Raw genomic sequence first — 20,056 nt, 5'->3', positions numbered from 1 at the left:
GGCTGAGGCCTTACGCGGAAGCCTGACTCTCAGTCTGCTTCTTCGCGCCGCCGGTGCTCTTCTTGGCACCGCTGGACTGCTTGCTGGCGCTGGATGCGGACTTCTTCTGGGCGCCGGACTGGGCACTGCTGGCGCTCTTCTGCTCAGCCTGCTTCTCAGCCGGAGCTGCTTCCTTGTCGAAGCGGCCGATCAGGCTGTTGGCATAGTCGCCCAGACGCTGGTTCCACACGCGCAGGGTTTCGTACGCGGTGTTGGCGTAGTCGTCGTGCTTGGCGCGCACGGACTTCACACTGTAGCTCTTGGCCTGCTGCTCAACCTTCTCGGCAAGTTCGAAGGGCCGCTCGGCCAGGGTCTTGTGCTGCTTCTCAACAGTGTTGATGCCCTTTTCGATCACGTCCTGTACCTGCTGCTGATAATCGCGGATCTTACTCATGATGAACCTCCTTTGAATGGATCATTCGGCGCGCCTGCACCCATTGATTACTTCACCATGCACACTACGGGGAATAATTAGAATACACATACTAATGGTGTAAAAAAGCGGGTTGCAGTCGCCGGAAATAACCTCATAATGGCGTCCATGTTCGGATTCCGCCTGAGATTATACGCCCTGATCCCCGTCTTTCTGATTTCAGGGTGCGTGTCCAGCAGCGACGAGGACAACACCGTAACCCTGGGCTGGGAGGCACCGCTTACCCGCGTCGACGGCAGCAAGCTCTACCCCGGGGAAATCGAGGGGTACCGGGTCTATTACCGCCAGTCGGGGGACCCCGACTTCGATGTCCAGGTGATTGAGCAAGCCGGCACCACTCAGTGGCAGCCCTCGCAGCTGCCCTCAGGGGAATACCAGTTCGCCGTCTCCACCCTGGACACCTCTGGACTGGAAAGCCCCCGTTCTGAAACACTCCGCGTTACCATACCCTGAAGCGACACCTCCATGATTGAGCTCAGCAAAGACCGCCCTGTCGTCCTAGTGGACGGCTCTTCCTATCTGTTCCGCGCCTTCCATGCCCTGCCGCCACTGACCACCTCCAACGGCCAGCCCACGGGTGCGGTCAAGGGCGTGATCAGCATGATCCGCCGGCTGCAGCAGGATTATCCCGGCTCCCCCATTGCCGTGGTCTTCGACCCCCGCGGCAAAACCTTCCGGCACGAGCTGTACGAGGACTACAAGGCCAACCGCCCGGAAATGCCCGAGGAGCTGGCCGGCCAGATCCAGCCCATCCACGCCATCATCCGCGCCATGGGCCTGCCGCTGCTGATCGAAGAGGGTATGGAGGCGGATGACGTCATCGGCACCCTGGCCAACGAGGCCACGGACAAGGGGGTGGACGTGATCATCTCCACCGGCGACAAGGACATGGCCCAGCTGGTCAGCGACCATGTCTCGCTGATCAACACCATGAATGAGACCACGATGGACCGGGAGGGCGTGATCGAGAAGTTCGGCGTGACGCCGGAGCAGATCGTGGACTACCTGGCACTGGTGGGCGATACCGTGGACAACATCCCCGGCGTAACCAAGTGCGGGCCCAAGACGGCCGTGAAGTGGCTCCAGCAGTACGACAACCTGGACAACCTCATGGCCCATGCGGATGAAGTGGGCGGCAAGATCGGCGAGAACCTGCGCGCGGCCCTTGACCAATTACCCCTGAGCCGGGATCTGGCCCGTATCCGCACGGAGCTGGACCTGGGCTACAGCGTGGAAGCGCTGGATCCTGAACCGGTGGACCGGGATCAACTGCTGGAACAGTTCCGGGAGATGGAGTTCCGCGGCTGGATCCGGGAACTGGAAAACGGCGGCGGCGAGCAACCGCAATCCGACGCAGGCGAGAATCCGAACACCGCGAACACACCGGCGAGCACGGATTACCACACTGTCCTGGATCAGGAAGCGCTGGATGCCTGGCTGACCACGCTGCGCGATGCGCCGGCGTTCGCCTTCGACACGGAAACCACCAGCCTCAATTACATGGACGCGCGCATCGTGGGCGTTTCCTTTGCCGTCGAGTCCGGTACCGCCGCCTACGTGCCCCTGGGGCACAGTTATCTGGGCGCACCGGATCAGCTGGAATGCGACGACGTACTGGAGCAGCTGCGCCCGCTGCTGGAGGACCCGGCACGGGTCAAGATCGGCCAGAACCTCAAGTACGACATCAATGTGCTGGCCAACCACGCCATCACCCTGCGCGGCGGCATCGAAGACACCATGCTCCAGTCCTACGTGCTGAACTCATCGGGCTCGCGCCACGACATGGGCACCCTGGCCCAGCGTTACCTGGAGCGCGAGGTCACCAGCTTCGAGAGCATCGCCGGCAAGGGCGCCAAGCAGAAGCGCTTCGATGAGATCGAACTGGAGACCGCCGGCCATTACGCCGCCGAGGATGCGGACATCACCTTCCAGCTCCATGAGACGCTGCGTCCGCGCCTGAAGGACGACCCGTCCCTGGAGTCGGTCTACCACGACATCGAGCTGCCGCTGGTGCCGGTGTTGGCCCACATGGAATACCGCGGCACTCTGGTGGATGCCAACCTTCTGGCCACCCAGAGTGGCGAACTGGCCGAGCGCATGAAGGCCCTGGAGGAGCAGGCCTGGGAGCAGGCCGGCGAGGAGTTCAACCTGGGCTCGCCCCAGCAGCTGCAGAAGATCTTCTATGAGAAGCTGGGCATGCCGGTGCTCAAGAAGACGCCCAAGGGGGCGCCTTCCACGGCCGAGCCGGTGCTCCAGGAACTGGCGGTGGACTACGAACTGCCGCGCGTGATCCTGGAGCACCGCAGCCTGAGCAAGCTCAAGTCCACCTATACGGACCGGCTGCCGGAGGTGATCAACGCACGCACCGGGCGTATCCACACCTCCTACCACCAGGCGGTGACGGCCACCGGGCGGCTCTCGTCCTCGGACCCGAACCTGCAGAACATCCCCATCCGCACCGAGGAGGGCCGGCGCATCCGCCAGGCCTTCGTCGCGCCGGAGGGCTACCGGCTGATCGCGGCGGACTATTCCCAGATCGAGCTGCGCATCATGGCGCACCTGTCCGGCGACCGGGGGCTGCTGAACGCCTTCGCCCATGGTGAGGACATCCACAAGGCCACGGCCTCGGAAGTCTTCGGCGTGGCGCGTCAGGACGTGAGTGACTCCCAGCGCCGGGATGCCAAGGCCATCAACTTCGGGCTCATCTACGGCATGTCGGCCTGGGGGCTGGGGCGCCAGCTGGGCATTCCCCGGGATGAGGCCCAGGGCTACATCGACCGCTATTTCGAGCGTTACCCCGGCGTGCTCGAGTACATGGACCGCATCCGCAAGACGGCCCATGACCAGGGCTATGTGGAGACGCTGTTCGGCCGGCGCCTCTACCTGCCGGAGATCAACAGCCGCAACGGTCAGCTGCGCCAGGGCGCGGAGCGCACGGCCATCAACGCACCCATGCAGGGCACGGCAGCGGACATCATCAAGAAGGCGATGGTGATGGTCGAGAATCGCATCGCGGACTCCGGGTTTGATGCGCGCATGACGATGCAGGTGCACGACGAACTGATCGTGGAGGTCCGGGAGGACCAGGTGTCGCAGTTGGGGTCGTTGCTTGAGGAGCTGATGAGTGGGGCGGCCCAGCTTGAGGTGCCGTTGCTCGTTGAGGCGGGTGTAGGGAAGAACTGGGACGAGGCGCACTGATTCCCGTCAGGGTCTAGATCGATGCACCGCCACTGTAGGAGCCTGCTTGCAGGCGATTCCTGTCTTATCGCGAGCAAGCTCGCTCCTACATGGGAAACAAACCGGGAATCATTATGAAAACCACCTTGCAGCACGAGTGGCAGGCCTTCTGGCTCTGTCTGGGATTCATCAGCCGTATTCCGATGCCGGTGCGGATTGATTATTCGCAGCAGCTGATGAACCAGAGCAGTATGTACTTCCCGCTGGCGGGACTGGTTCTGGGAGCGCTCTATGCTCTGGGGTACCAGGTGCTGGCGACGTTCTTTCCGCTGGTGGTAAGTGTCATCGGGGTGGTGATTTTCCACCTCTGGCTGACCGGCGCCTTTCATGAGGATGGGCTGGCGGATGCGGTGGATGCGCTGGGCGGCGGGTTCACGGTGGAGAAACGTCTGACCATCATGAAGGACAGCCGCATCGGGACCTACGGGACGGTGGCGCTGGTCGGGGCGCTGGCACTGAAGGTGGCGCTGCTGGTGGAGCTCGCGCCCCTGCCAATCTGGGTGGTGTTGCTGGTCACGCCGGCGCTGGCGCGCGTGACGCCGTTGTTCCTGATGGCGCTGATGCCCTATGTGACGGACACGGATACGAGCAAGACCAAACCGGTCGCGGATACGTTCCCGTTGCCCCGGCTGACGGTGGCCACGGTGTTCAGCGTGCTGCTGGCCGGGGTGGCTGTCTGCTGGCTGCCGGGATTGATGATGGCTTTCGTGGTCGCCACGGCCCTGGTCGGGCTTCTATGGGGCTGGCAGCTGCACCGGGCGCTGGGAGGTTACACCGGGGATGCGCTCGGCGCGGCCATCGTGCTGACGGAACTGGTGCTGCTGGCCCTTCTCGTGGCGCTGTAATCACGCCGCCTGTTCGCGCGCTTTCTTGATACGGTCGTACGCGTTGGCGATTTCCTGGGTCTTTTCTTCGGCCATCTCGCGCATGCTATCGGGCATGCCGCGCCCGGCCAGCTTGTCCGGGTGGTTCTCGCTCATCAGCTTGCGATAGGCCTTCTTGAGTTCGGCGTCGCTCGCCTCCGGGGAAACCCCCAGTACCTTGTAGGCATCCTCCAGGGACTGCTGCTGTTCCGCGGCACCGCCGGCGGCGCCACCGCGCAGCATGGCCTCGAGCTGTTCCACCTGGCTCTCCGACAATCCCAGCCCGCGGGCCACGCGCACCAGCATGTCATGCTCGTTCTCGTGCACTTCCCCGTCCGCAGCAACGGCGGCGACCTGCACCTGCAGGAACATCTGCAGCAGGCCGGACTGGCCACCGCTGCGGCGCAGGAATTCACGCAGCTCGGCATCCAGATCGAAGTCATCGGCCTTGCCGCGGTTGAAGGCGGCCTTGGCGGCTTCGCGCTGGCTTTCATTCAGATGGAAGCGCTCAAACAGGGCCTCGGCCACCTGGATCTCGTCCTGGGTGACAACACCATCGGCCTTGCAGACGGCCCCCATCACCGCGAAAACGGATTCCATGAAGCGCGACTGGACCTCACGTACGCGCCGGTACAGCTTCATGCGCCCCCAGTACACCAGGCCGCCACCAATGAGGGCGCCGATGAGGGCACCGGGCAGGCCGAAGGCCGACCCGATCAGGCCGCCAATCAGTATCGCAAGGAACATTCAGTCCATCTCCGTCGTTCGCTGGCAGAATCTCCGCCATGGTAAAGGAATGGCCGACCGGGGGACAGGCGGATAACAGGACCGACATGCCTGGCCCCGGCCTCTGCGCTTGTATAGGCTGATGCGGAAAGGAACCTACAGGAGGGACAATCCATGAGCCGCAACCCCATTCCATGGACGCCCGCGGACATTCCGGATCTCACGGACCGCACGGTGCTGATTACCGGTGCCAACAGTGGGCTCGGACTGGAATCCACGCGCAGGCTGGCCCAACGGGGCGCCCACGTCATCATGGCATGCCGCAACCGGGAGAAGGGGCAGTCAGCCATGGACCACATCCGGGCCCGTGCCCCGGATGTCGACCTCAACCTGATGCAGCTGGACCTGTCAGACCTGTCTTCCATACGGGACTTCGCCCAGCGCATCAACGACCACTACCCGAAGCTGGACATACTGCTCAACAATGCCGGCGTCATGGCGCCGCCCCTGCAGTACACCCGGGATGGCTTCGAGATGCAGTTCGGCACCAATCACCTGGGCCACTTCGCCCTCACCGGCCTTCTCATGGATCGACTGCGGGCGGCGGAGCGCGCTCGCGTGGTGACCGTCAGCAGCCTGGCCCACCGCATTGGCAGCCTCGATTTCGAGAACCTGGATGCCAGCAGGGGCTACCAGCGCTGGCGGTTCTACGGCCAGAGCAAGCTGGCCAACCTGATGTTCGCCCTGGAGTTTGACCGGCGGCTGCGCAGCGCCCGGGACACCATCCAGTCAATCGCTGTACACCCGGGCTACTCAGCGACCAACCTGCAGCGCACCATTCCCGGGCACAGCCTGTTCAACGCGGTGACCGCGCAGTCCCAGGAGAAGGGGGCCTACCCCAGCGTGTTCGCGGCCACCTCACCCCAGGCGGAGCCTGGCCAGTACTATGGCCCCCATGGTTTCCAGGAGCTCTGGGGCATGCCAGCGGAAGCCAATATAAGGCGACTGGCCCGCAACCAGGAAGTCGCCCACAAGCTCTGGTCCGTCTCCGAGGACCTGACCGGTGTCCGCTACGCCGACCTGGAGCGCTGAGCCGTCAGACAAACAGCAACACAAGGAGGGTCACCACCGCGCTCGCGAGGACCAGTGACATGCCCTGCCAGAAGCGCACCGGGTCCCTCTCCACAAGAGGCAGCGGGGCCTGGCTGTAGGCCTCGCGGCCGGGGTGGCGCAGGTTGAAGGTGAATTCCGAAAGGGCCTCGTAGCGCCTGTAGGGATCCGGGTGCAGTGCCTTTCGCAGCACTCCATCCAGCCAGACCGGCAGCTCCGGGTTATAGAGGCGCACCGACTGGTAACGCAGCCGGTGCATGGCAGAACGGCTCCGGGCCTTCGCCACCTCCGTACCGTAGGGCAGCTGGCCGGTCAGCATCTGGTAGGTGATCACCCCCAGGGAATAGATGTCCGAGCGCATCGTACCCTCACCCTCCAGGAAATACTCCGGCGCGGAATAGGCGGCAGTGCCCAGTGGGCCCTCATCGACGGTCACCGGAACCATTTCCAGGACGCCCGGGACCCGGGTCGAGCCGAAATCGATCAGCTTGGCGGTGCCCTCCTGGTCGATCATGACATTGGCCGGGCGCAGATCCCGATGCACCATCTCCAGGCGATGGAAGGCCTGCAGCCCTCTGGCGACCTGTTCCACGATGTCCCGTACGGCCTCGAGTGTCGGCTGCGGGTTGTCGGTCATCCACTGGGCCAGGGTGCGCCCCTCAATGAATTCCATGACGGTGTAGAGATAGTGCCGTTCCTGCTGCGGCGCACGGGCGCCGGCCACATGCGCATGATTGATGCGCTGGGCAATCCACTCCTCCATCAGGAAGCGTTCCACCTGCCCCGGATCATCGCGCATCTCCGTGGCCAGTGTCTTGAGTGCGACCCGTTCGCCGGTCCTTTCCACCACCGCCAGATAGACATGGCTGCGGGCGCTGGCATGGAGCTGGCGCTGCAGGCGATAGCCCTCGAATATCACGGGCGGGTCCAGCACCGGGGGAAACGGCAGTCCGATCAGGTTCTGTACGGCCTCCGCGGGCTGCGCCTGTTCCGGCACCGAATCAATGCGCACCACCTGCACGGTCAGATTGTCATCACTGCCCTCGTCGTAGGCCTGATCGACGATCTGGCGGGCCACCCCATCAAGGTCGCCCCCACCTCCGGCGATCATCCGCGCCATGGCGGCGGGCCTCAGGAATTCATGCACGCCATCGGTCGTGAGCACAAAGACATCACCGGGCTCGATGCGTACACGCTGGTAATCGATCTCCACTCGCTCATCCCCACCCATGGCCCGTGCCAGGTGGTTCTCCTCCGGGGAGACCCGGATGCGGTGATCCTCGGTGAGCTGCTCGAGCGCGCTGCCCTGGAGCCGGTAGATGCGGCTGTCACCGACATGAAAGAGGTGGGCGGAAGTGCCCTTCAGTACCAGGGCACTGAGGGTACAGACGTAGCCGCGATCCATGTCGTAGCGGTACTGGCTGCGGCGGGTCTGGGCGTGAAGCCAGGAGTTGGTGGCGGCAATCACCCGCTGGGCGGCGTTACTGACGGACCAGGCCTCGGGCGTGGCGTAATAGTCCTCGAAAAACCCGGTAACTGCTGCCTGGCTGGCCACCTGGCTGACATCACTGCTGCCGATGCCGTCCGCCAGGGCCACAGCGATCCCCTTGGTCTCCAGTTCCGACCCCTGCGGCCGGCATGCACCGTAAAAATCCTGATTAACGCTTTTGTGCCCCTTTCTGGAACACTGGCCAATGGAGACCGTCAGCCTGGATGCCATGAATGCGGAGCCGCCCTGCCTTGCCGGGTGAATGACCCGGCAGTATATGCAAGTGCGATACCAGCGTTCAGGACGTCTCCAGCCAGCAGCGGTAGAACCAGGCCATCACACCGCCTTCCGAACGCCCGCGTTCGATCTCCTCACGATACTTGGCGACATCCTCACCGGCCGCTGCACGCTCCTGCAGCTGCTGCTGGAGACGCTGGTATTCACCGTCCGTCAGCGGTGGATGTTCCGAGGGCTTCATGTTGACGTAGGCCGCAGGCCCACCACCCAGACTGCACATGAGGTTACTGCCTGGATTGTTCCCAACCTCCTGCTCGTCGGCACCGGTGTCGGTCGCGGGCTCCGCGTCAGAAGCGGATGCAGTCTCAGTCTCCGGCTCCGGCTCCGGCTCCGGCTCCGGCTCGGATGAAGGCTCAGGTGCCGGCTCAGGCTCGGGTTCAGGCTGCGGTTCCGGTTCAGGATCGGACGCAGGCTCGGGCTCAGGTGCTGGCTCCGGGTCTGTTGAGGCGTCAGCCATCTGCTCATCATCCGCTGCTCCGGACGCCCCGGCCTCCGTGCTTCCGGCCTCCTCTTCGGAAGCGGCTGCCGTCGCCTCTGTCGCGGTGTCCGTATCAGCCCCGGAGGTGGTGCTCTGGCTCTCCTCTGGCGCGGCATCGTCCTGACGATCCGGCTCCGCGGATTCCGATGCCTGCGCAGTCTCCGCCGTGTCCCGCGCTTCCATCTCCTGGGATCCGGTGGTGCGCTCGTCGGAATCCCATTGCCAGTAACCACCAGCGCAGCCCGTCAGGGCCAGCGACGCAATGACCAGTACCACCGTGTGTTTCATGTAAAGCCCCGTCGTATCGGATTATTGTTGGAGGTGACGCGCTATTGATGCATGCAGTAAAGCTCAGTTCTAACACGGACGCCAACAAGCCGGCGTGTCAGTGCGCACAGTTCAGGGCAACCGGCATGGGTTCCGGGGGTTGTTCCAGGCATTACAGGACGCACAGCGCCCTGTCACCGGCGTCCGCCTCACCCTGACCGAGCATACGGACCTGCGCCTGCAGTATGAGCGCTTCACCCTTGAGGATACGGACCTGGACATGGCCTCCGCGGCTGTCCAGTACAACTTCTGATCACCACAGCGTCATAGGACGCTGTGGCGGGGCGGCCTCACAGCGAGGGCGCCCCCTCTCCCCTGAACCGGCCGTCCAGCCAATCCACCACCTCACGCGCAGCAGGATGCTCCCAGCCGGCATAGATGGCACGCAGATGCTGCTTCTGCACACTGCCCATTGCCAGCCCCGCGTCCTGGAGTGCCGGAAGATCCGCAAACATCTGCGCAGCCAGGGATTCCCCGAGTACCTCGACCATCGCCGTGAGCGTGGATTCCATGTACTGGTAGGCCTCACCCTGGCGATAGCTGTCCGCCAGCGTAAGCGCGGGAATGCAGGCAAGCGTGGGCTGCAGGGCGGGGTTGATGGCGTGAGCGGAACACAGTGGGCCCATCGCGGCCGGGCGGCCTGTAAAGCCCCGCAGGTGCAGGTGATCAACCATGCTGGCGCTGTCGTTCACCGGGTAGTTATCCCACAGGAAGGGGCGGCGCTGGAGCTGTTCCGTGACCCGTTCCAGATGCCCCGGGGACCACTGGCGGGCGCAGATCTCCTCACCCGCCCAGAATACCTCGATGCGGTCATCGAGGGAGGCGCCCAGCGTCTCCAGGTAGCCTTCAGGACGGGTGCCGAAGAGCGCATCCAGCATGGGATCGTCGGAGTAGTAGCTGGGGCAGACAATGATCCGTTCGGCGGCGGAATGCTCACGCACCCAGTGCACCAGCTCCACCTGGCGCGCGGCCAGATCCGGCAGCTCCGCCAGGGCATCGTCAAACTGGATCACCAGATCCTGGACCCCGATCCCATCGAGGGTCTTCAGACGGTGGAGCAGGGCCTGGCGGATGACGTCGTCAAAGGCTTCCAGTGCGCCCAGCGGGCTCAACCCGACCCCGAAGCGGACGCCCTGCTCCCGACAGGCCGAGGCGAATGCTTCCATGTCGGCCCGGGTATCCTCGGGCACGGGCTCAAACCACTGCTCACGCAGCAGGGGATCGCCCTTGGGGGCGTAGAGGTAGAATGAGTAGCCGTAATGGCTCAGCCGTTCCATCACACGCCGGCGTTCCCGCCAGGACCAGAGTGGCCCGTAGAACCCCTCGATGATGCCAAGCGGTGGCTGCATACGCCCTCCCGATGGTTCCGGTTGAAGCACTGACCCGGAGACTGGGCCTATCGGAGCAGCAGCAACGGTATCCGGGTGCGGCGCAGCATATCCGTGGTGGTGCTGCCCACCAGCAGGTGCCGGATGCGGGAATGGCCGTAGGCGCCCATCACCAGCATGTCGATGCCCTGCTCTTCCTGGTAGGCGTGCAGGGTGCCCTCCACTTCGCCCGGACGGATGGCACCCTCGGCATCGTGGCCGGCCCCACGCAGGGTCTCCAGGGCCCAGTCCAGATGGGAGCGGTTGTCGGCAAGGTCCGCGCCCACGATCACCACATGCACCGTCACCCCCTCGAACAGAGGACTCCGGGCCAGCATTTCCACACCCTTGCGCGTGGTTTTGCTGCCGTCAAAGGCGATCATCACCTTCTCGGGGCGGGTGAAAGCCGGCGGTACCATCAGTATGGGGCGATGCAGGGTACGGATGACCCGTTCGAGGTTGGAGCCGAGGTGCTCACTCGCCTGGTCCACGCCCTCGCCCCGCTTACCCAGTACCAGCAGGCGGATCTCACTCTGCAGCTCCTCCAGGGTCTCCACCAGGGTACCGTTGCGCTGGCGGGTGGCGGCCTCGGCCACACCGTCCTCAAGGGCACGCTCCTTCGCCGCCTGCAGCATGAGCCGCCCCTGCTCCTGGGCCACCCGGGCCCGTTCCTCATCAAGGCGTGAGAGCTCTTCCATCAGGTGCTCACGCGCCCCGAGGCTGAGGTTGCCGGAAAGATCCTGCTCCTCGGGGGCGGTATGATTGTCATTCACGTGCAGGAAGGTCAGCGGCACGCCCAGCGCCTGGCTGGCCCAGGCGGCACTGTCGCAGACCGCTTCCGAGAACTGTGAGCCGTCGATGGCGGCCATTACCTGTTCGGTCATGTCATTCCTGTTGTTGTTATCGCCCTGAGTCATCAGTGGCCTCCCATCAGTTTCTCGACCGCAGCCGGATCATCATGCACGGCATAGCGGTCGACGATGGTGGCGCTCGCCTCGTTGAGACCGATCAGCTCCACCGCTGTGCCTTCGCGGCGGAACTTGATCACCACCCGGTCCAGCGCCTCCACGGCGGTGATGTCCCAGAAGTGGGCTCGGGACAGGTCAATGGTGACCCGCTCCACGGTCTCCTTGAAATCGAAGGCGTCCATGAAACGCTCCGATGAGGCAAAGAATACCTGACCCACAACGCGGTAGATACGGTGCTCGCCCTCGTCGGTTTCCTCAGAGCCCACATACAGGATCTGGCCCACTTTATTGGCGAAGAACATCGCCGCGAGCAGCACGCCCACGAAGACACCGATCGCCAGGTTGTGGGTGCCCACGGTCACCGCCACCGTCGCCAGCATCACGATGTTCGTGCTCATGGGGTGCTTCTTCAGGTCACGGATGGATTCCCAGCTGAAGGTGCCGATGGACACCATGATCATCACCGCGACCAGGGCCGCCATGGGGATCTGCGACACCCAGTCCGCCAGAAAGACCACCATGATCAGAAGTGCCACCCCCGCAAACAGGGTGGAAAGGCGGCTGCGGCCGCCGGACTTGATGTTGATCACCGACTGACCAATCATCGCACACCCGGCCATGCCCCCCAGCAGGCCGGAACCGATGTTGGCAATGCCCTGGCCCCGGCACTCGCGGTTCTTGTCACTCGCGGTATCGGTCAGGTCATCCACAATGGTGGCGGTCATCATCGATTCCAGCAGACCCACCACCGTCAGCATCAGGGCGGTCGGGAAAATGATGGTCAGGGTTTCCAGGTTGAGCGGGATGTCCGGCCACAGGAAGACCGGCAGGCTGTCCGGCAGCTCACCCATGTCACCCACACTGCGGATCTCCATGCCGGTGATCATGTAGACCGCGGTCAGCACCACGATGCACACCAGCGGGGAAGGAATGGTGCGACCAATTCGGGGCAACCACGGGAAGCCGTAGATGATGGCCAGACCCGCCGCCGTCATGGCGTAGACGTGCCAGGTGACGTCCGTGAGCTCCGGCAGCTGGGCCATGAAGATCAGTATCGCCAGGGCGTTGACGAAGCCGGTCACCACCGAGCGCGAGACAAAGCGCATCAGGTCGGCGAGCTTGAGATAACCGGCGACAATCTGAAGCACACCGGTGAGCAGCGTGGCCGCCAGAAGGTACTCCAGCCCGTGCTCTTTCACCAGCGTGACCATCAGCAGGGCCATGGCCCCGGTGGCCGCCGAGATCATCCCGGGGCGCCCGCCCGTGAAGGCGATCACCACACAGATGGCAAAGGAGGCGTAGAGCCCCACCTTGGGATCCACACCAGCAATGATGGAGAAGGCAATCGCCTCGGGAATCAACGCGAGGGCCACGACGATGCCCGACAGTGCATCGCCCTTGAGGTTGGAGAACCAACCCAACTTTATCTTTTCGTACATGGTACAGCCTGATCCTGGGAAGGGAACGGAGGGGGCTGAGCCGGCTCCGTTAAAAGCGCGGCATCATACACGAAAAGGGGGCGGGTAGCATCCGGAGTTCTACTGGCCCCGGTTGATGCCCTCGACGGCATCCAGCACGCGCTGGGCGCCACTGCGGATGTCATCGACAATGGCGACGGCGTCGTTCATCTGGCTGCGACCCTCGGTGGCGACGGTGCCCACGCGGTCGATCTGGTTCTCAACGTCCGACGACAGCTCCACAATGGCGTTGATCACGCCCGAGATATCACGGCTCGCCTCGCGGGAGTTGAAGGCGAGCTTGCGCACCTCCTCGGCCACCACGCCGAAGCCACGCCCGTGTTCTCCAGCCCGTGCCGCCTCAACCGCAGCGTTCAGCGCCAGCATCTTGGTCTGCTCGGCCACACCGGAGATAGTGGTCACCATCTCCTCAATGCTTTCGGTCTTCTGGTTGAGCTGCTCAACCACACTCCTGACCCGTGCAACGCCGTCGTCGATCTGGGTGGATGTCTCCAGGGACTGGTTCAGGGATTCGCCGGCCCGCCGGGCGATGTCCGCCGTTTCCGAGGCGGTTGAAGAGGCCACCGACGCCGCCTCCTGGGTACGCAGGGACTGCTCCATGTACGCCGTGATGTCACTGGCGAACTTGACCACCTTCAGGGTGTTGCCGGCTTCGTCCAGAACCGGGTTGTAGGAGGCTTCCAGCCAGACCTTGCTGCCGTCCGCCCGGCGCCGCTCAAACTGGCCTGTCATGAACTCACCGTTGCCCAGACGCTCCCAGAAATCCGGATTCTGCTCGTAGAAGGCATCAAAGCAGAAGATCCGGTGGTGGCGCCCTTCCACGTCCTGGGCGCGATAGCCGATCACATTCAGGAAGTTGTCATTGGCCTGGAGGATGGTGCCGTCCGGGAGGAACTCGATCACCGCCATGGAACGGTTGATGGCATCGAACACGGCCTGCTGGTCCATGAGCAGTTCATGTTCCTCGGTCACATCCGATGCGATCTTCATGATCCGGCTAACGCGCCCCTGATCATCCAGAATGGGGAAATAGGTCGCATCCAGCCAGATCCGATCACCGTTGGCCGTCACGCGCGGGAAGGTGCCCTTGTGCGATTGCCCGGAACGCAGCTGTTTCCAGAACTCACGGTACGCCCGGGATTCGATGTAATCCGCATCGCAGAAGATCCGGTGATGCGCCCCCAGCACCTCGTCGGCCTGGTAACCCACGGCGCTCAGGAAATGATCGTTGACGTCCGCAATGATGCCATCCGGCGTGAATTCGATCTTAGGGATGGACGACTCGATCGCCGCCATGCGCGCCGCAAGCGCGGCATCACTGTGCCCTGTATCGCTAACCGGGTGCTTGCTTCCGGTCTCTGTTGAAGCCACTGGATCACCTGCCTTTACACTGGCTGTTTACTGAACCTGTGGCCTTTTACGCGGCTGCGGCAGGAAGAGTTCAGACCGCCAACAGAACGTTACACCAGCGGCTGCCAGACGTGGGGCAGGAAGCGGTAGCCCTTTCCATCCACGGCGACGTAGCCCACCCCGGGGAAGTCGACGTGATGACCGCCGACCAGCTCCCCGGACTCAGCCACCTCGGCCATGATCCGCTGCCGGGTGGCCGCGGCCTGGTCCGGATCCACATCAAAGGCGACCGTGGCATCCGGGCGCGGGAACTGGATGTGCGGCAGGTGGACGATGTCCGTCCAGAGCAGCACCCGGTCCTCACCGGAGACCACACGATAGCCGGAATGGTCCGGCGTATGGCCCGGAAGCGGTACACGCGTTATGCCCGGCAGCACATCCGTGCCCTCCAGGCGCTGCATCCGGGAGCCCATGGCGGCGAGTACGCGGTGCGCCGCGTGGAACTGGTTCGTCAGCATGCCGGAGGCGTCTTCCGGAATGTCGCCACCCCAGTAGTCCAGCTCACCGGCCGGAACCAGAATCGCCGCGTCCGGGAAGACCGGCTGATCCTGCGTATCGATCAGTCCACCGACGTGATCCGGGTGCATGTGGGTGATCAGGATGGTATCGATATCAGCTGGCTTTACGCCGATGCGCTCCAGCCCCTCCATCAGGTAGGGACCGGCATCCCCGGCAAAAGCCCCGATACCGGTATCAACCAGGACGGTCCGGTCACGGCCCTGGAGCAGGTAAGCGTTCAGGGTGACCCGGGGCGGCGTGGGGCGGCGGCTTTCCGTGTGCAGGCGCTGGACCTCCTCCTCGCTGATGGACTGGATCAGCCCGAAGCTGCCCTCCATCTGGGCATCAAGCAGGGTTGTCAGGACGAAGTCACCGATTCGGAGCTGGTGGACGTTGGCGGGCTGGCGTTGGGTCATGGTGTCACTCGGGGTCGCAGCGTTGGGATCGCCATTCTCTCAGCCAACCCCCGTGCATCATAGTCCACTGCTGCAGCCCCCACTGAGCACGATCTTTCTTTACAATGCGCCCTTTCCCATTGCCTGACCCGAGAGAGCCATGGCTGAGCTGACCACACTGCAGTACGGGCTGATCGCGCTGATTTTCGTCTGGAGCGGGTTCGTCCGGTCCGGGCTGGGCTTCGGCGGAGCCGTGCTCTCACTCCCCTTCCTGCTGCTGGTCCACAATGAGCCGCTGGTCTTCCTGCCGATCATCTCCGTGCAGCTACTGGTCTTCGCCTCCCTGACCATCGCCCGGAACAACCGGGCCGCTGCCCTTAACGCGCCGGAGAGCCACGGAGGCACAGTGAACTGGCGGTACCTGGGGCGGATACTGGCGATCATGATCGTGCCCAAGATCATCGGGGTCCTGGGGCTGATTACCCTGCCCAATACGATCATGAGCCTGATCATTTTCGGGATTGTCTCGGTCTACTCGCTGTCCTACCTGCTCAACCGCCCCTTCCGGAGCAACAGCCGGGCCCTGGATGTGGTGTTCCTGGTGCTGGGCGGCTACATCAGCGGCACCTCACTCATCGGCGCGCCACTGATCATCGCGGTGGCCGCGCAGCATCTTGAGCGCCATCAACTGCGCGATACGCTGTTCGCGCTCTGGTTCATTCTGGTCACCATCAAGATGGCCGCTTTCATCTACGCCGGGGTGGATCTCCAGCTGATCCACCACACCTGGCTCCTGCCCTGCGCCGCACTCGGCCACGTCCTCGGGCTCTACGCGCACGACCGCATCCTGAAAGCGGAAACGCCAATCTTCTACCGGGTGCTGGGTGGCGTACTGCTGACCATCAGTGGCGTTGGGCTGTGGCAGAGCCTTGGGCAGCACCTGGCTGGCTGACGCCTGACTGAACACCGCCGCTGGCCCGCGCTGCGTGCAGCTTGCGATAGCTCTCCAGCATCCGCTGGTGTTTTTCCAGGCCTTCCAGCTGCGTGTTCGTTGGCGTCAGCCCGTGGAAGCGGACGCTGCCGTCCACCGAACCGACCGCCGCCGCCATGGTGTCCTCACCAAACATCCGCCCAAGACTGTACCGGTAATCCGCCAGTGACAGCTCATCATCCAGGGTGATTTCCAGCACCGCCTGGACCGCGCGGAAGAACAGGTTGCGGGTGACGTGGTTGTCGTTGAACTGGAGGAACATCTCCACCAGATCCAGCGCCTCCTCATGCTCCTGCAACGCCAGATGGATCAACAGCTTGAGTTCCAGAATGGTGAGCTGCCCCCAGACACTGTGCTCATCGAACATCACTCCGATCAGGGTGCCGATGCCGGTATAGATATCAATGTCGCTGTCATCCAGGCGCTCCACCAGCGCCCGCAGCTGGTCGTCCTGCAACCGGTGCAGGTTCAGGATATCCTCGCGGAAATCCAGCGCCATGTTGGTGTTGTCCCAGACCAGGTCCTCCACCGGGTAGATCTCGGAATAATCCGGCACGAGTATCCGGCACGCCGGCAGCCCGAGTTCCTCGTACATGGCCACGTACACTTCCTTGCCCATGTCCCGGAGGATGCCGAAGAGGTGGTCGGCTTCTTCCCCGCTGGTCCCGGAGAAATCCCATTCACAGAACGCGTAATCCGAGCGGGCACTGAAAAAGCGCCAGGACACCACACCACTGGAATCGATGAAGTGTTCCACAAAGTTGTTGGGCTCGGTGACGGCCATGGAATTGAAGGTCGGCAACGGCAGGTCATCCATGCCTTCAAGGCTGCGCCCCTGGAGCAGTTCCGTCAGGCTGCGTTCCAGGGCCACCTCGAAGCTGGGGTGCGCCCCGAAGGAGGCAAAGACACCACAGGTCTGGGGGTTCATCAGCGTGACGCAGGCCACCGGGTAACGGCCGCCCAGCGAGGCATCCCTCACCACCACCGGAAAGCCCCGGGCCTCCAGCGCCTCAATGCCTTCCTGGATATGCGGGTACTTCGCGAGCACTTCCTGGGGGATTTCCGGCAGTGCCATCTCCTGTTCGATGATCTCCTTCTTCACCGCCCGCTCAAGGATCTCGGAAAGGCACTGGACCTGGGCCTCATGGCGGGTATTGCCCGCGCTCATGCCGTTGCTCAGGAACAGGTTCTCGATCAGGTTGGACGGGAAGTACACCGTCTCGCCATCCGACTGGCGCACGAACGGCATGGCCACAATACCCCGGTCACGCCGCCCGGAGTTGGTATCGATCAGGTGGGAGCCGCAGAGTTCGCCATCGGGGTCATAGATGGCGCGGCAGTGCTCGTCCAGAAGGCCTTCCGGCAAAAGGTCATCGGAGCGCAGCGGGAACCAGCGTTCATCCGGGCGGTGGACAAAGTCACTGCCGGCAATCTCCTGGCCCCAGAAGAAGTCGTTATAGAAGAAGTTGCAGCTCAGCCGCTCAATGAATTCCCCCAGCGCTGAGCAGAGGGCGCTTTCCTTGGTGGCCCCCTTGCCGTTGGTGAAGCACATGGGCGAAGCGGCATCCCGGATATGCAGGGACCAGACGTTGGGCACGACGTTGCGCCAGGAGCCCACTTCGATCTGCATGCCCAGCTTTTCCAGGATGCCGGTGATGTTGGCAATGGTGTCCTCCAGGGGCAGGTCCTTGCCCGGGATGCGGGTCCGCTCCCCGTCCGGCTGGATGGTCAGCAGCGCCTGGGCATCCTCATCCAGGTTATCCACGGCCTCGATCTCAAACGTGGGATCGTTCTGCACCACCCGTTTCACAGTGCACCGCTCCGCGGAACGCAGGATGCCCTTGCGGTCCTTCTCGGACAGGTCCTCCGGCAGCTCCACCTGGATCCGGAAGATCTGGCTGTAGCGATCCTCAGGATCCACGATGTTGTTCTGGGACAGGCGGATCTTCTCGGTGGGAATATCACGCGCCAGGCAGTAGACCCGAATGAAATGGGCGGCACACAGTGCCGAGGACGCCAGGAAGAAATCAAAGGGGCCAGGGGCCGAGCCATCGCCCTTATAACGTGCGGGCTGATCGGATATTACGCTGAAATCGTCGAATTTCGCCTCAAGACGGCGGTTTTCGAGGAAGTTGACCTTGATTTCCATGACCGGTACCGGGTTGTTGGGTGGAGCGGGTGCAGAGGCTTGGCGGGTGATCGCGCCCTCAGGCGCGATACAGTAACAATTATTGGAGGCCGAAGGACACTGGCTTCAGAGCCCCTGGGCGCCACGACGCAGCCAGTTGTGCACGAAGGCCATCTTCTGGCGGGCGTGATCCGAGAGCACGAAGGGGTAGATGTCCGACAGCCCCATGGAACGGTTCACGTGATTGACCCCCACCGTGAGCGATGCGGCGATGTTGATCAGCCTCTCCGCGTCCGGCTCCGAGTAAGGATCCCAGCCGGGATGGGGAATCTGCGGCGATGACAGCCCGGTCGCCACGAAACTGTCCGCGATGTCCGTCAGATGCAGCAGGTGCGCCGCGGTTTCCGCCCAGTCCTCATGCGGGTGGGCGGAGGCGTAGCTGGTGAGGTAGTACTGCTTCCACTCCGCCGGCGGGCCATTCTCGTAGTGATACTGAAGGGCGGCCGGGTAATCGATGCGTTCGTCACCGAACATGGCCCGGAATGCATCGAGGAAATCCTCGCGCAGACTCAACCGCCACCACAGCATGTGGGCGATCTCATGGCGCATGTGGCCGATCATGGTGCGGTAGGGCTCGTCCAGTGCCTCCCGGCGGGTGGTGACCAGCACCGGATCGACCTCCGCCACACTGATGGTCACCACACCGCCGGCATGCCCCATGGGAGCGGGGGTCGCCCCTTCGGCAATCAGATGGAACGCAGGCCGTGCCCCCGGGTCCTCGGGTCGGAACCAGTGCCAGCGCCCCAGGTTATCCAGCACCCAGCGCTTGGCCGCCTCGGTCTGCGCCCAGTTGGGGATGGCATTGGGAATGGAAGGATCAGGCGCCAGCTCGGTCATGGCGCAGGAGCGGCAGAAAGCCCCTTTCTCAGGCGCGATCCAGTTACAGCCGATGCGGTCCCGGTTGGCGCAGAACGGCGGCATTGGTAGAAACGCCCGCGCCTGGGGATCATAGGCGACTGGCGTACCATCGGCCGTGGCGAGGTTATCGAACCAGAGCGAGCCGGCACCGACCGGGTTGGCGAAAACGCGCATGAAGGAGCTCCAGAAGGGGAATGGACTGCCAGAGTGCGCCAAGGACCCAGCGATCCGCAAGTAGGCCGGCCCGAAAAGCCGCCAGCAGTAACGCCTCAGGAGCCTCCCTGCCAGTCCCTCACGATATCGATCTCGAAGACGTGCCCATCCAGCCGGAAAACCACGCCGGCGGTGGTGATTTTCTCAATGACCAGCCCCTGGAAACGGGCACCTTCGCGCAGCAACCGGTTATTGATCATCACGCTCCGGGAGGAGGCCCTGGAGGACCAGACATGGCCGTTGAACGTCATCTCCGGCACGCGCTGCTGGACTGAGCGGGGCATGTCATGGATCGATGGCACCTCTTCCTCTGGGGCATCCGCCGTGCGGTCCGGGGAGGGGTCGTTATCTGGCGGGTTCTGGTCCGGCACCCCGGAGGAGGGGGCGGTCGATTCCATGGCGGACTTCGTTGGTTGCTCTGCCGTTGTCTCTTCCGCGGGCCGGGGGCTCTGTACCGGCGCCACATGCTCAGGCACCGCAGCCTCGTCTTCGGGAGCGTATTCAGGCCAGACCAGATAGGCCACCACGGCGGCGTTGGCCATCAGGGCCAGCGCCAGCAGGTAGGGCCAGAGCTCGCGCTGTTTGCCTGGCGTGGACGCGAAGGATACCCGGTGACCGGCCTCACCCGGTTCCGTATTGGAACGTTCGGCCTCGGATTTTTTCAGGGCATCCAGGATATAGGACATGGGAC

General features: G+C 63.5%; 18 protein-coding genes. 6 read left to right on the top strand and 12 right to left on the bottom strand.

The window, feature by feature from the left end; translation table 11 throughout:
- Positions 1-10: 10 nt before the first annotated feature.
- Complete coding sequence (locus F3089_RS12870) at positions 11-433, bottom strand: hypothetical protein (RefSeq protein ID WP_151441195.1); 423 nt, start codon at positions 431-433, stop codon at positions 11-13.
- A 138-nt stretch (positions 434-571) separates the two neighbouring features.
- Here F3089_RS12870 and F3089_RS12865 point away from each other — a divergent pair, with 138 nt between their 5' ends.
- The 3 genes from F3089_RS12865 (at position 572) to F3089_RS12855 (ending at position 4,554) form a co-directional block, all read left to right on the top strand.
- Positions 572-925, top strand: coding sequence for a fibronectin type III domain-containing protein (locus F3089_RS12865; RefSeq protein ID WP_151441194.1), 354 nt, complete (start codon positions 572-574; stop codon positions 923-925).
- A gap of 12 nt (positions 926-937) precedes the next feature.
- Positions 938-3,670, top strand: a complete 2,733-nt coding sequence (polA, locus tag F3089_RS12860) for a DNA polymerase I (RefSeq protein WP_151441193.1) — start codon at positions 938-940, stop codon at positions 3,668-3,670.
- A gap of 113 nt (positions 3,671-3,783) precedes the next feature.
- The gene (locus tag F3089_RS12855) at positions 3,784-4,554 is read left to right on the top strand and encodes an adenosylcobinamide-GDP ribazoletransferase (RefSeq protein ID WP_095616475.1); all 771 of its coding nucleotides are present in this window, start codon (positions 3,784-3,786) and stop codon (positions 4,552-4,554) included.
- Here the strand turns inward: F3089_RS12855 and djlA are convergent, their stop codons facing one another.
- Positions 4,555-5,319: a co-chaperone DjlA gene (gene djlA / locus F3089_RS12850; protein WP_095616474.1), complete on the bottom strand. Its 765-nt coding sequence runs from the start codon at positions 5,317-5,319 to the stop codon at positions 4,555-4,557.
- Positions 5,320-5,472: 153 nt separating this feature from the next.
- On the opposite strand from djlA, the gene F3089_RS12845 reads away from it, so the two are divergent.
- On the top strand, positions 5,473-6,390 hold the full coding sequence (locus F3089_RS12845; protein ID WP_192497379.1) for an oxidoreductase: 918 nt from the start codon (positions 5,473-5,475) through the stop codon (positions 6,388-6,390).
- Positions 6,391-6,394: 4 nt separating this feature from the next.
- On the opposite strand, the gene F3089_RS12840 is transcribed toward F3089_RS12845, so the two are convergent.
- Together F3089_RS12840 and F3089_RS15915 are read right to left on the bottom strand one after the other, a co-directional pair.
- On the bottom strand, positions 6,395-8,128 hold the full coding sequence (locus F3089_RS12840) for a bifunctional protein-serine/threonine kinase/phosphatase (RefSeq protein WP_151441192.1): 1,734 nt from the start codon (positions 8,126-8,128) through the stop codon (positions 6,395-6,397).
- Positions 8,129-8,195: 67 nt separating this feature from the next.
- Positions 8,196-8,960 (bottom strand): hypothetical protein, encoded by a 765-nt coding sequence (locus F3089_RS15915; RefSeq protein ID WP_192497378.1) that lies wholly within the window; start codon positions 8,958-8,960, stop codon positions 8,196-8,198.
- A gap of 100 nt (positions 8,961-9,060) precedes the next feature.
- Here F3089_RS15915 and F3089_RS12825 point away from each other — a divergent pair, with 100 nt between their 5' ends.
- Positions 9,061-9,252, top strand: a complete 192-nt coding sequence (locus F3089_RS12825; RefSeq protein ID WP_151441190.1) for a hypothetical protein — start codon at positions 9,061-9,063, stop codon at positions 9,250-9,252.
- Between the two features lie 37 nt (positions 9,253-9,289).
- Here F3089_RS12825 and F3089_RS12820 read toward each other — a convergent pair whose 3' ends face one another.
- From F3089_RS12820 to F3089_RS12800, 5 genes are all read right to left on the bottom strand, one after another.
- Positions 9,290-10,348, bottom strand: coding sequence for a beta-N-acetylglucosaminidase domain-containing protein (locus F3089_RS12820; RefSeq protein ID WP_151441189.1), 1,059 nt, complete (start codon positions 10,346-10,348; stop codon positions 9,290-9,292).
- Positions 10,349-10,395: 47 nt separating this feature from the next.
- Positions 10,396-11,250 carry a universal stress protein gene (locus F3089_RS12815; protein ID WP_151441252.1) on the bottom strand — a complete coding sequence of 285 codons (855 nt, stop codon included), beginning with the start codon at positions 11,248-11,250 and terminating at the stop codon, positions 10,396-10,398.
- A gap of 32 nt (positions 11,251-11,282) precedes the next feature.
- Positions 11,283-12,773, bottom strand: coding sequence for a SulP family inorganic anion transporter (locus F3089_RS12810; RefSeq protein ID WP_095616469.1), 1,491 nt, complete (start codon positions 12,771-12,773; stop codon positions 11,283-11,285).
- A gap of 99 nt (positions 12,774-12,872) precedes the next feature.
- Positions 12,873-14,183 carry a methyl-accepting chemotaxis protein gene (locus tag F3089_RS12805; protein WP_202405493.1) on the bottom strand — a complete coding sequence of 437 codons (1,311 nt, stop codon included), beginning with the start codon at positions 14,181-14,183 and terminating at the stop codon, positions 12,873-12,875.
- Positions 14,184-14,272: 89 nt separating this feature from the next.
- Complete coding sequence (locus F3089_RS12800; protein WP_151441188.1) at positions 14,273-15,136, bottom strand: MBL fold metallo-hydrolase; 864 nt, start codon at positions 15,134-15,136, stop codon at positions 14,273-14,275.
- Positions 15,137-15,275: 139 nt separating this feature from the next.
- Between F3089_RS12800 and F3089_RS12795 the strand changes: the two genes are divergently transcribed.
- Positions 15,276-16,067, top strand: coding sequence for a sulfite exporter TauE/SafE family protein (locus F3089_RS12795; protein WP_151441187.1), 792 nt, complete (start codon positions 15,276-15,278; stop codon positions 16,065-16,067).
- On the opposite strand, the gene F3089_RS12790 is transcribed toward F3089_RS12795, so the two are convergent.
- The 3 genes from F3089_RS12790 to F3089_RS12780 all read right to left on the bottom strand — a co-directional run bounded on the left by F3089_RS12790 (position 16,018) and on the right by F3089_RS12780 (position 20,051).
- Positions 16,018-18,255, bottom strand: a complete 2,238-nt coding sequence (locus tag F3089_RS12790) for an OsmC domain/YcaO domain-containing protein (RefSeq protein ID WP_151441186.1) — start codon at positions 18,253-18,255, stop codon at positions 16,018-16,020. The genes F3089_RS12795 and F3089_RS12790 overlap by 50 nt on opposite strands.
- A 105-nt stretch (positions 18,256-18,360) precedes the next feature.
- The gene (locus F3089_RS12785) at positions 18,361-19,326 is read right to left on the bottom strand and encodes a zinc-binding metallopeptidase family protein (protein WP_151441185.1); all 966 of its coding nucleotides are present in this window, start codon (positions 19,324-19,326) and stop codon (positions 18,361-18,363) included.
- A 95-nt stretch (positions 19,327-19,421) separates the two neighbouring features.
- Positions 19,422-20,051, bottom strand: coding sequence for a general secretion pathway protein GspB (locus F3089_RS12780; RefSeq protein WP_151441184.1), 630 nt, complete (start codon positions 20,049-20,051; stop codon positions 19,422-19,424).
- Between the last annotated feature and the right edge of the window lie 5 nt (positions 20,052-20,056).

This window comes from Halospina sp. K52047b, from assembly GCF_008709855.1.
GTDB classification, from domain to species: Bacteria; Pseudomonadota; Gammaproteobacteria; order Pseudomonadales; family Oleiphilaceae; genus Halospina; species Halospina utahensis_B.
The sequence above is the reverse complement of the archived record's forward strand: the minus strand, read 5'-3'. Positions and strand labels throughout refer to the sequence as shown.

Excerpts from the sequence above, each read along its gene's own strand:
- F3089_RS12870 (WP_151441195.1), bottom strand. The coding sequence starts at position 433 with ATGAGTAAGATCCGCGATTATCAGCAGCAGGTACAGGACGTGATCGAA.
- F3089_RS12865 (WP_151441194.1), top strand. The coding sequence starts at position 572 with ATGGCGTCCATGTTCGGATTCCGCCTGAGATTATACGCCCTGATCCCC.
- polA (WP_151441193.1), top strand. The coding sequence starts at position 938 with ATGATTGAGCTCAGCAAAGACCGCCCTGTCGTCCTAGTGGACGGCTCT.
- F3089_RS12855 (WP_095616475.1), top strand. The coding sequence starts at position 3,784 with ATGAAAACCACCTTGCAGCACGAGTGGCAGGCCTTCTGGCTCTGTCTG.
- djlA (WP_095616474.1), bottom strand. The coding sequence starts at position 5,319 with ATGTTCCTTGCGATACTGATTGGCGGCCTGATCGGGTCGGCCTTCGGC.
- F3089_RS12845 (WP_192497379.1), top strand. The coding sequence starts at position 5,473 with ATGAGCCGCAACCCCATTCCATGGACGCCCGCGGACATTCCGGATCTC.
- F3089_RS12840 (WP_151441192.1), bottom strand. The coding sequence starts at position 8,128 with ATGGCATCCAGGCTGACGGTCTCCATTGGCCAGTGTTCCAGAAAGGGG.
- F3089_RS15915 (WP_192497378.1), bottom strand. The coding sequence starts at position 8,960 with ATGAAACACACGGTGGTACTGGTCATTGCGTCGCTGGCCCTGACGGGC.
- F3089_RS12820 (WP_151441189.1), bottom strand. The coding sequence starts at position 10,348 with ATGCAGCCACCGCTTGGCATCATCGAGGGGTTCTACGGGCCACTCTGG.
- F3089_RS12815 (WP_151441252.1), bottom strand. The coding sequence starts at position 11,250 with ATGACCGAACAGGTAATGGCCGCCATCGACGGCTCACAGTTCTCGGAA.
- F3089_RS12810 (WP_095616469.1), bottom strand. The coding sequence starts at position 12,773 with ATGTACGAAAAGATAAAGTTGGGTTGGTTCTCCAACCTCAAGGGCGAT.
- F3089_RS12800 (WP_151441188.1), bottom strand. The coding sequence starts at position 15,136 with ATGACCCAACGCCAGCCCGCCAACGTCCACCAGCTCCGAATCGGTGAC.
- F3089_RS12795 (WP_151441187.1), top strand. The coding sequence starts at position 15,276 with ATGGCTGAGCTGACCACACTGCAGTACGGGCTGATCGCGCTGATTTTC.
- F3089_RS12790 (WP_151441186.1), bottom strand. The coding sequence starts at position 18,255 with ATGGAAATCAAGGTCAACTTCCTCGAAAACCGCCGTCTTGAGGCGAAA.
- F3089_RS12785 (WP_151441185.1), bottom strand. The coding sequence starts at position 19,326 with ATGCGCGTTTTCGCCAACCCGGTCGGTGCCGGCTCGCTCTGGTTCGAT.
- F3089_RS12780 (WP_151441184.1), bottom strand. The coding sequence starts at position 20,051 with ATGTCCTATATCCTGGATGCCCTGAAAAAATCCGAGGCCGAACGTTCC.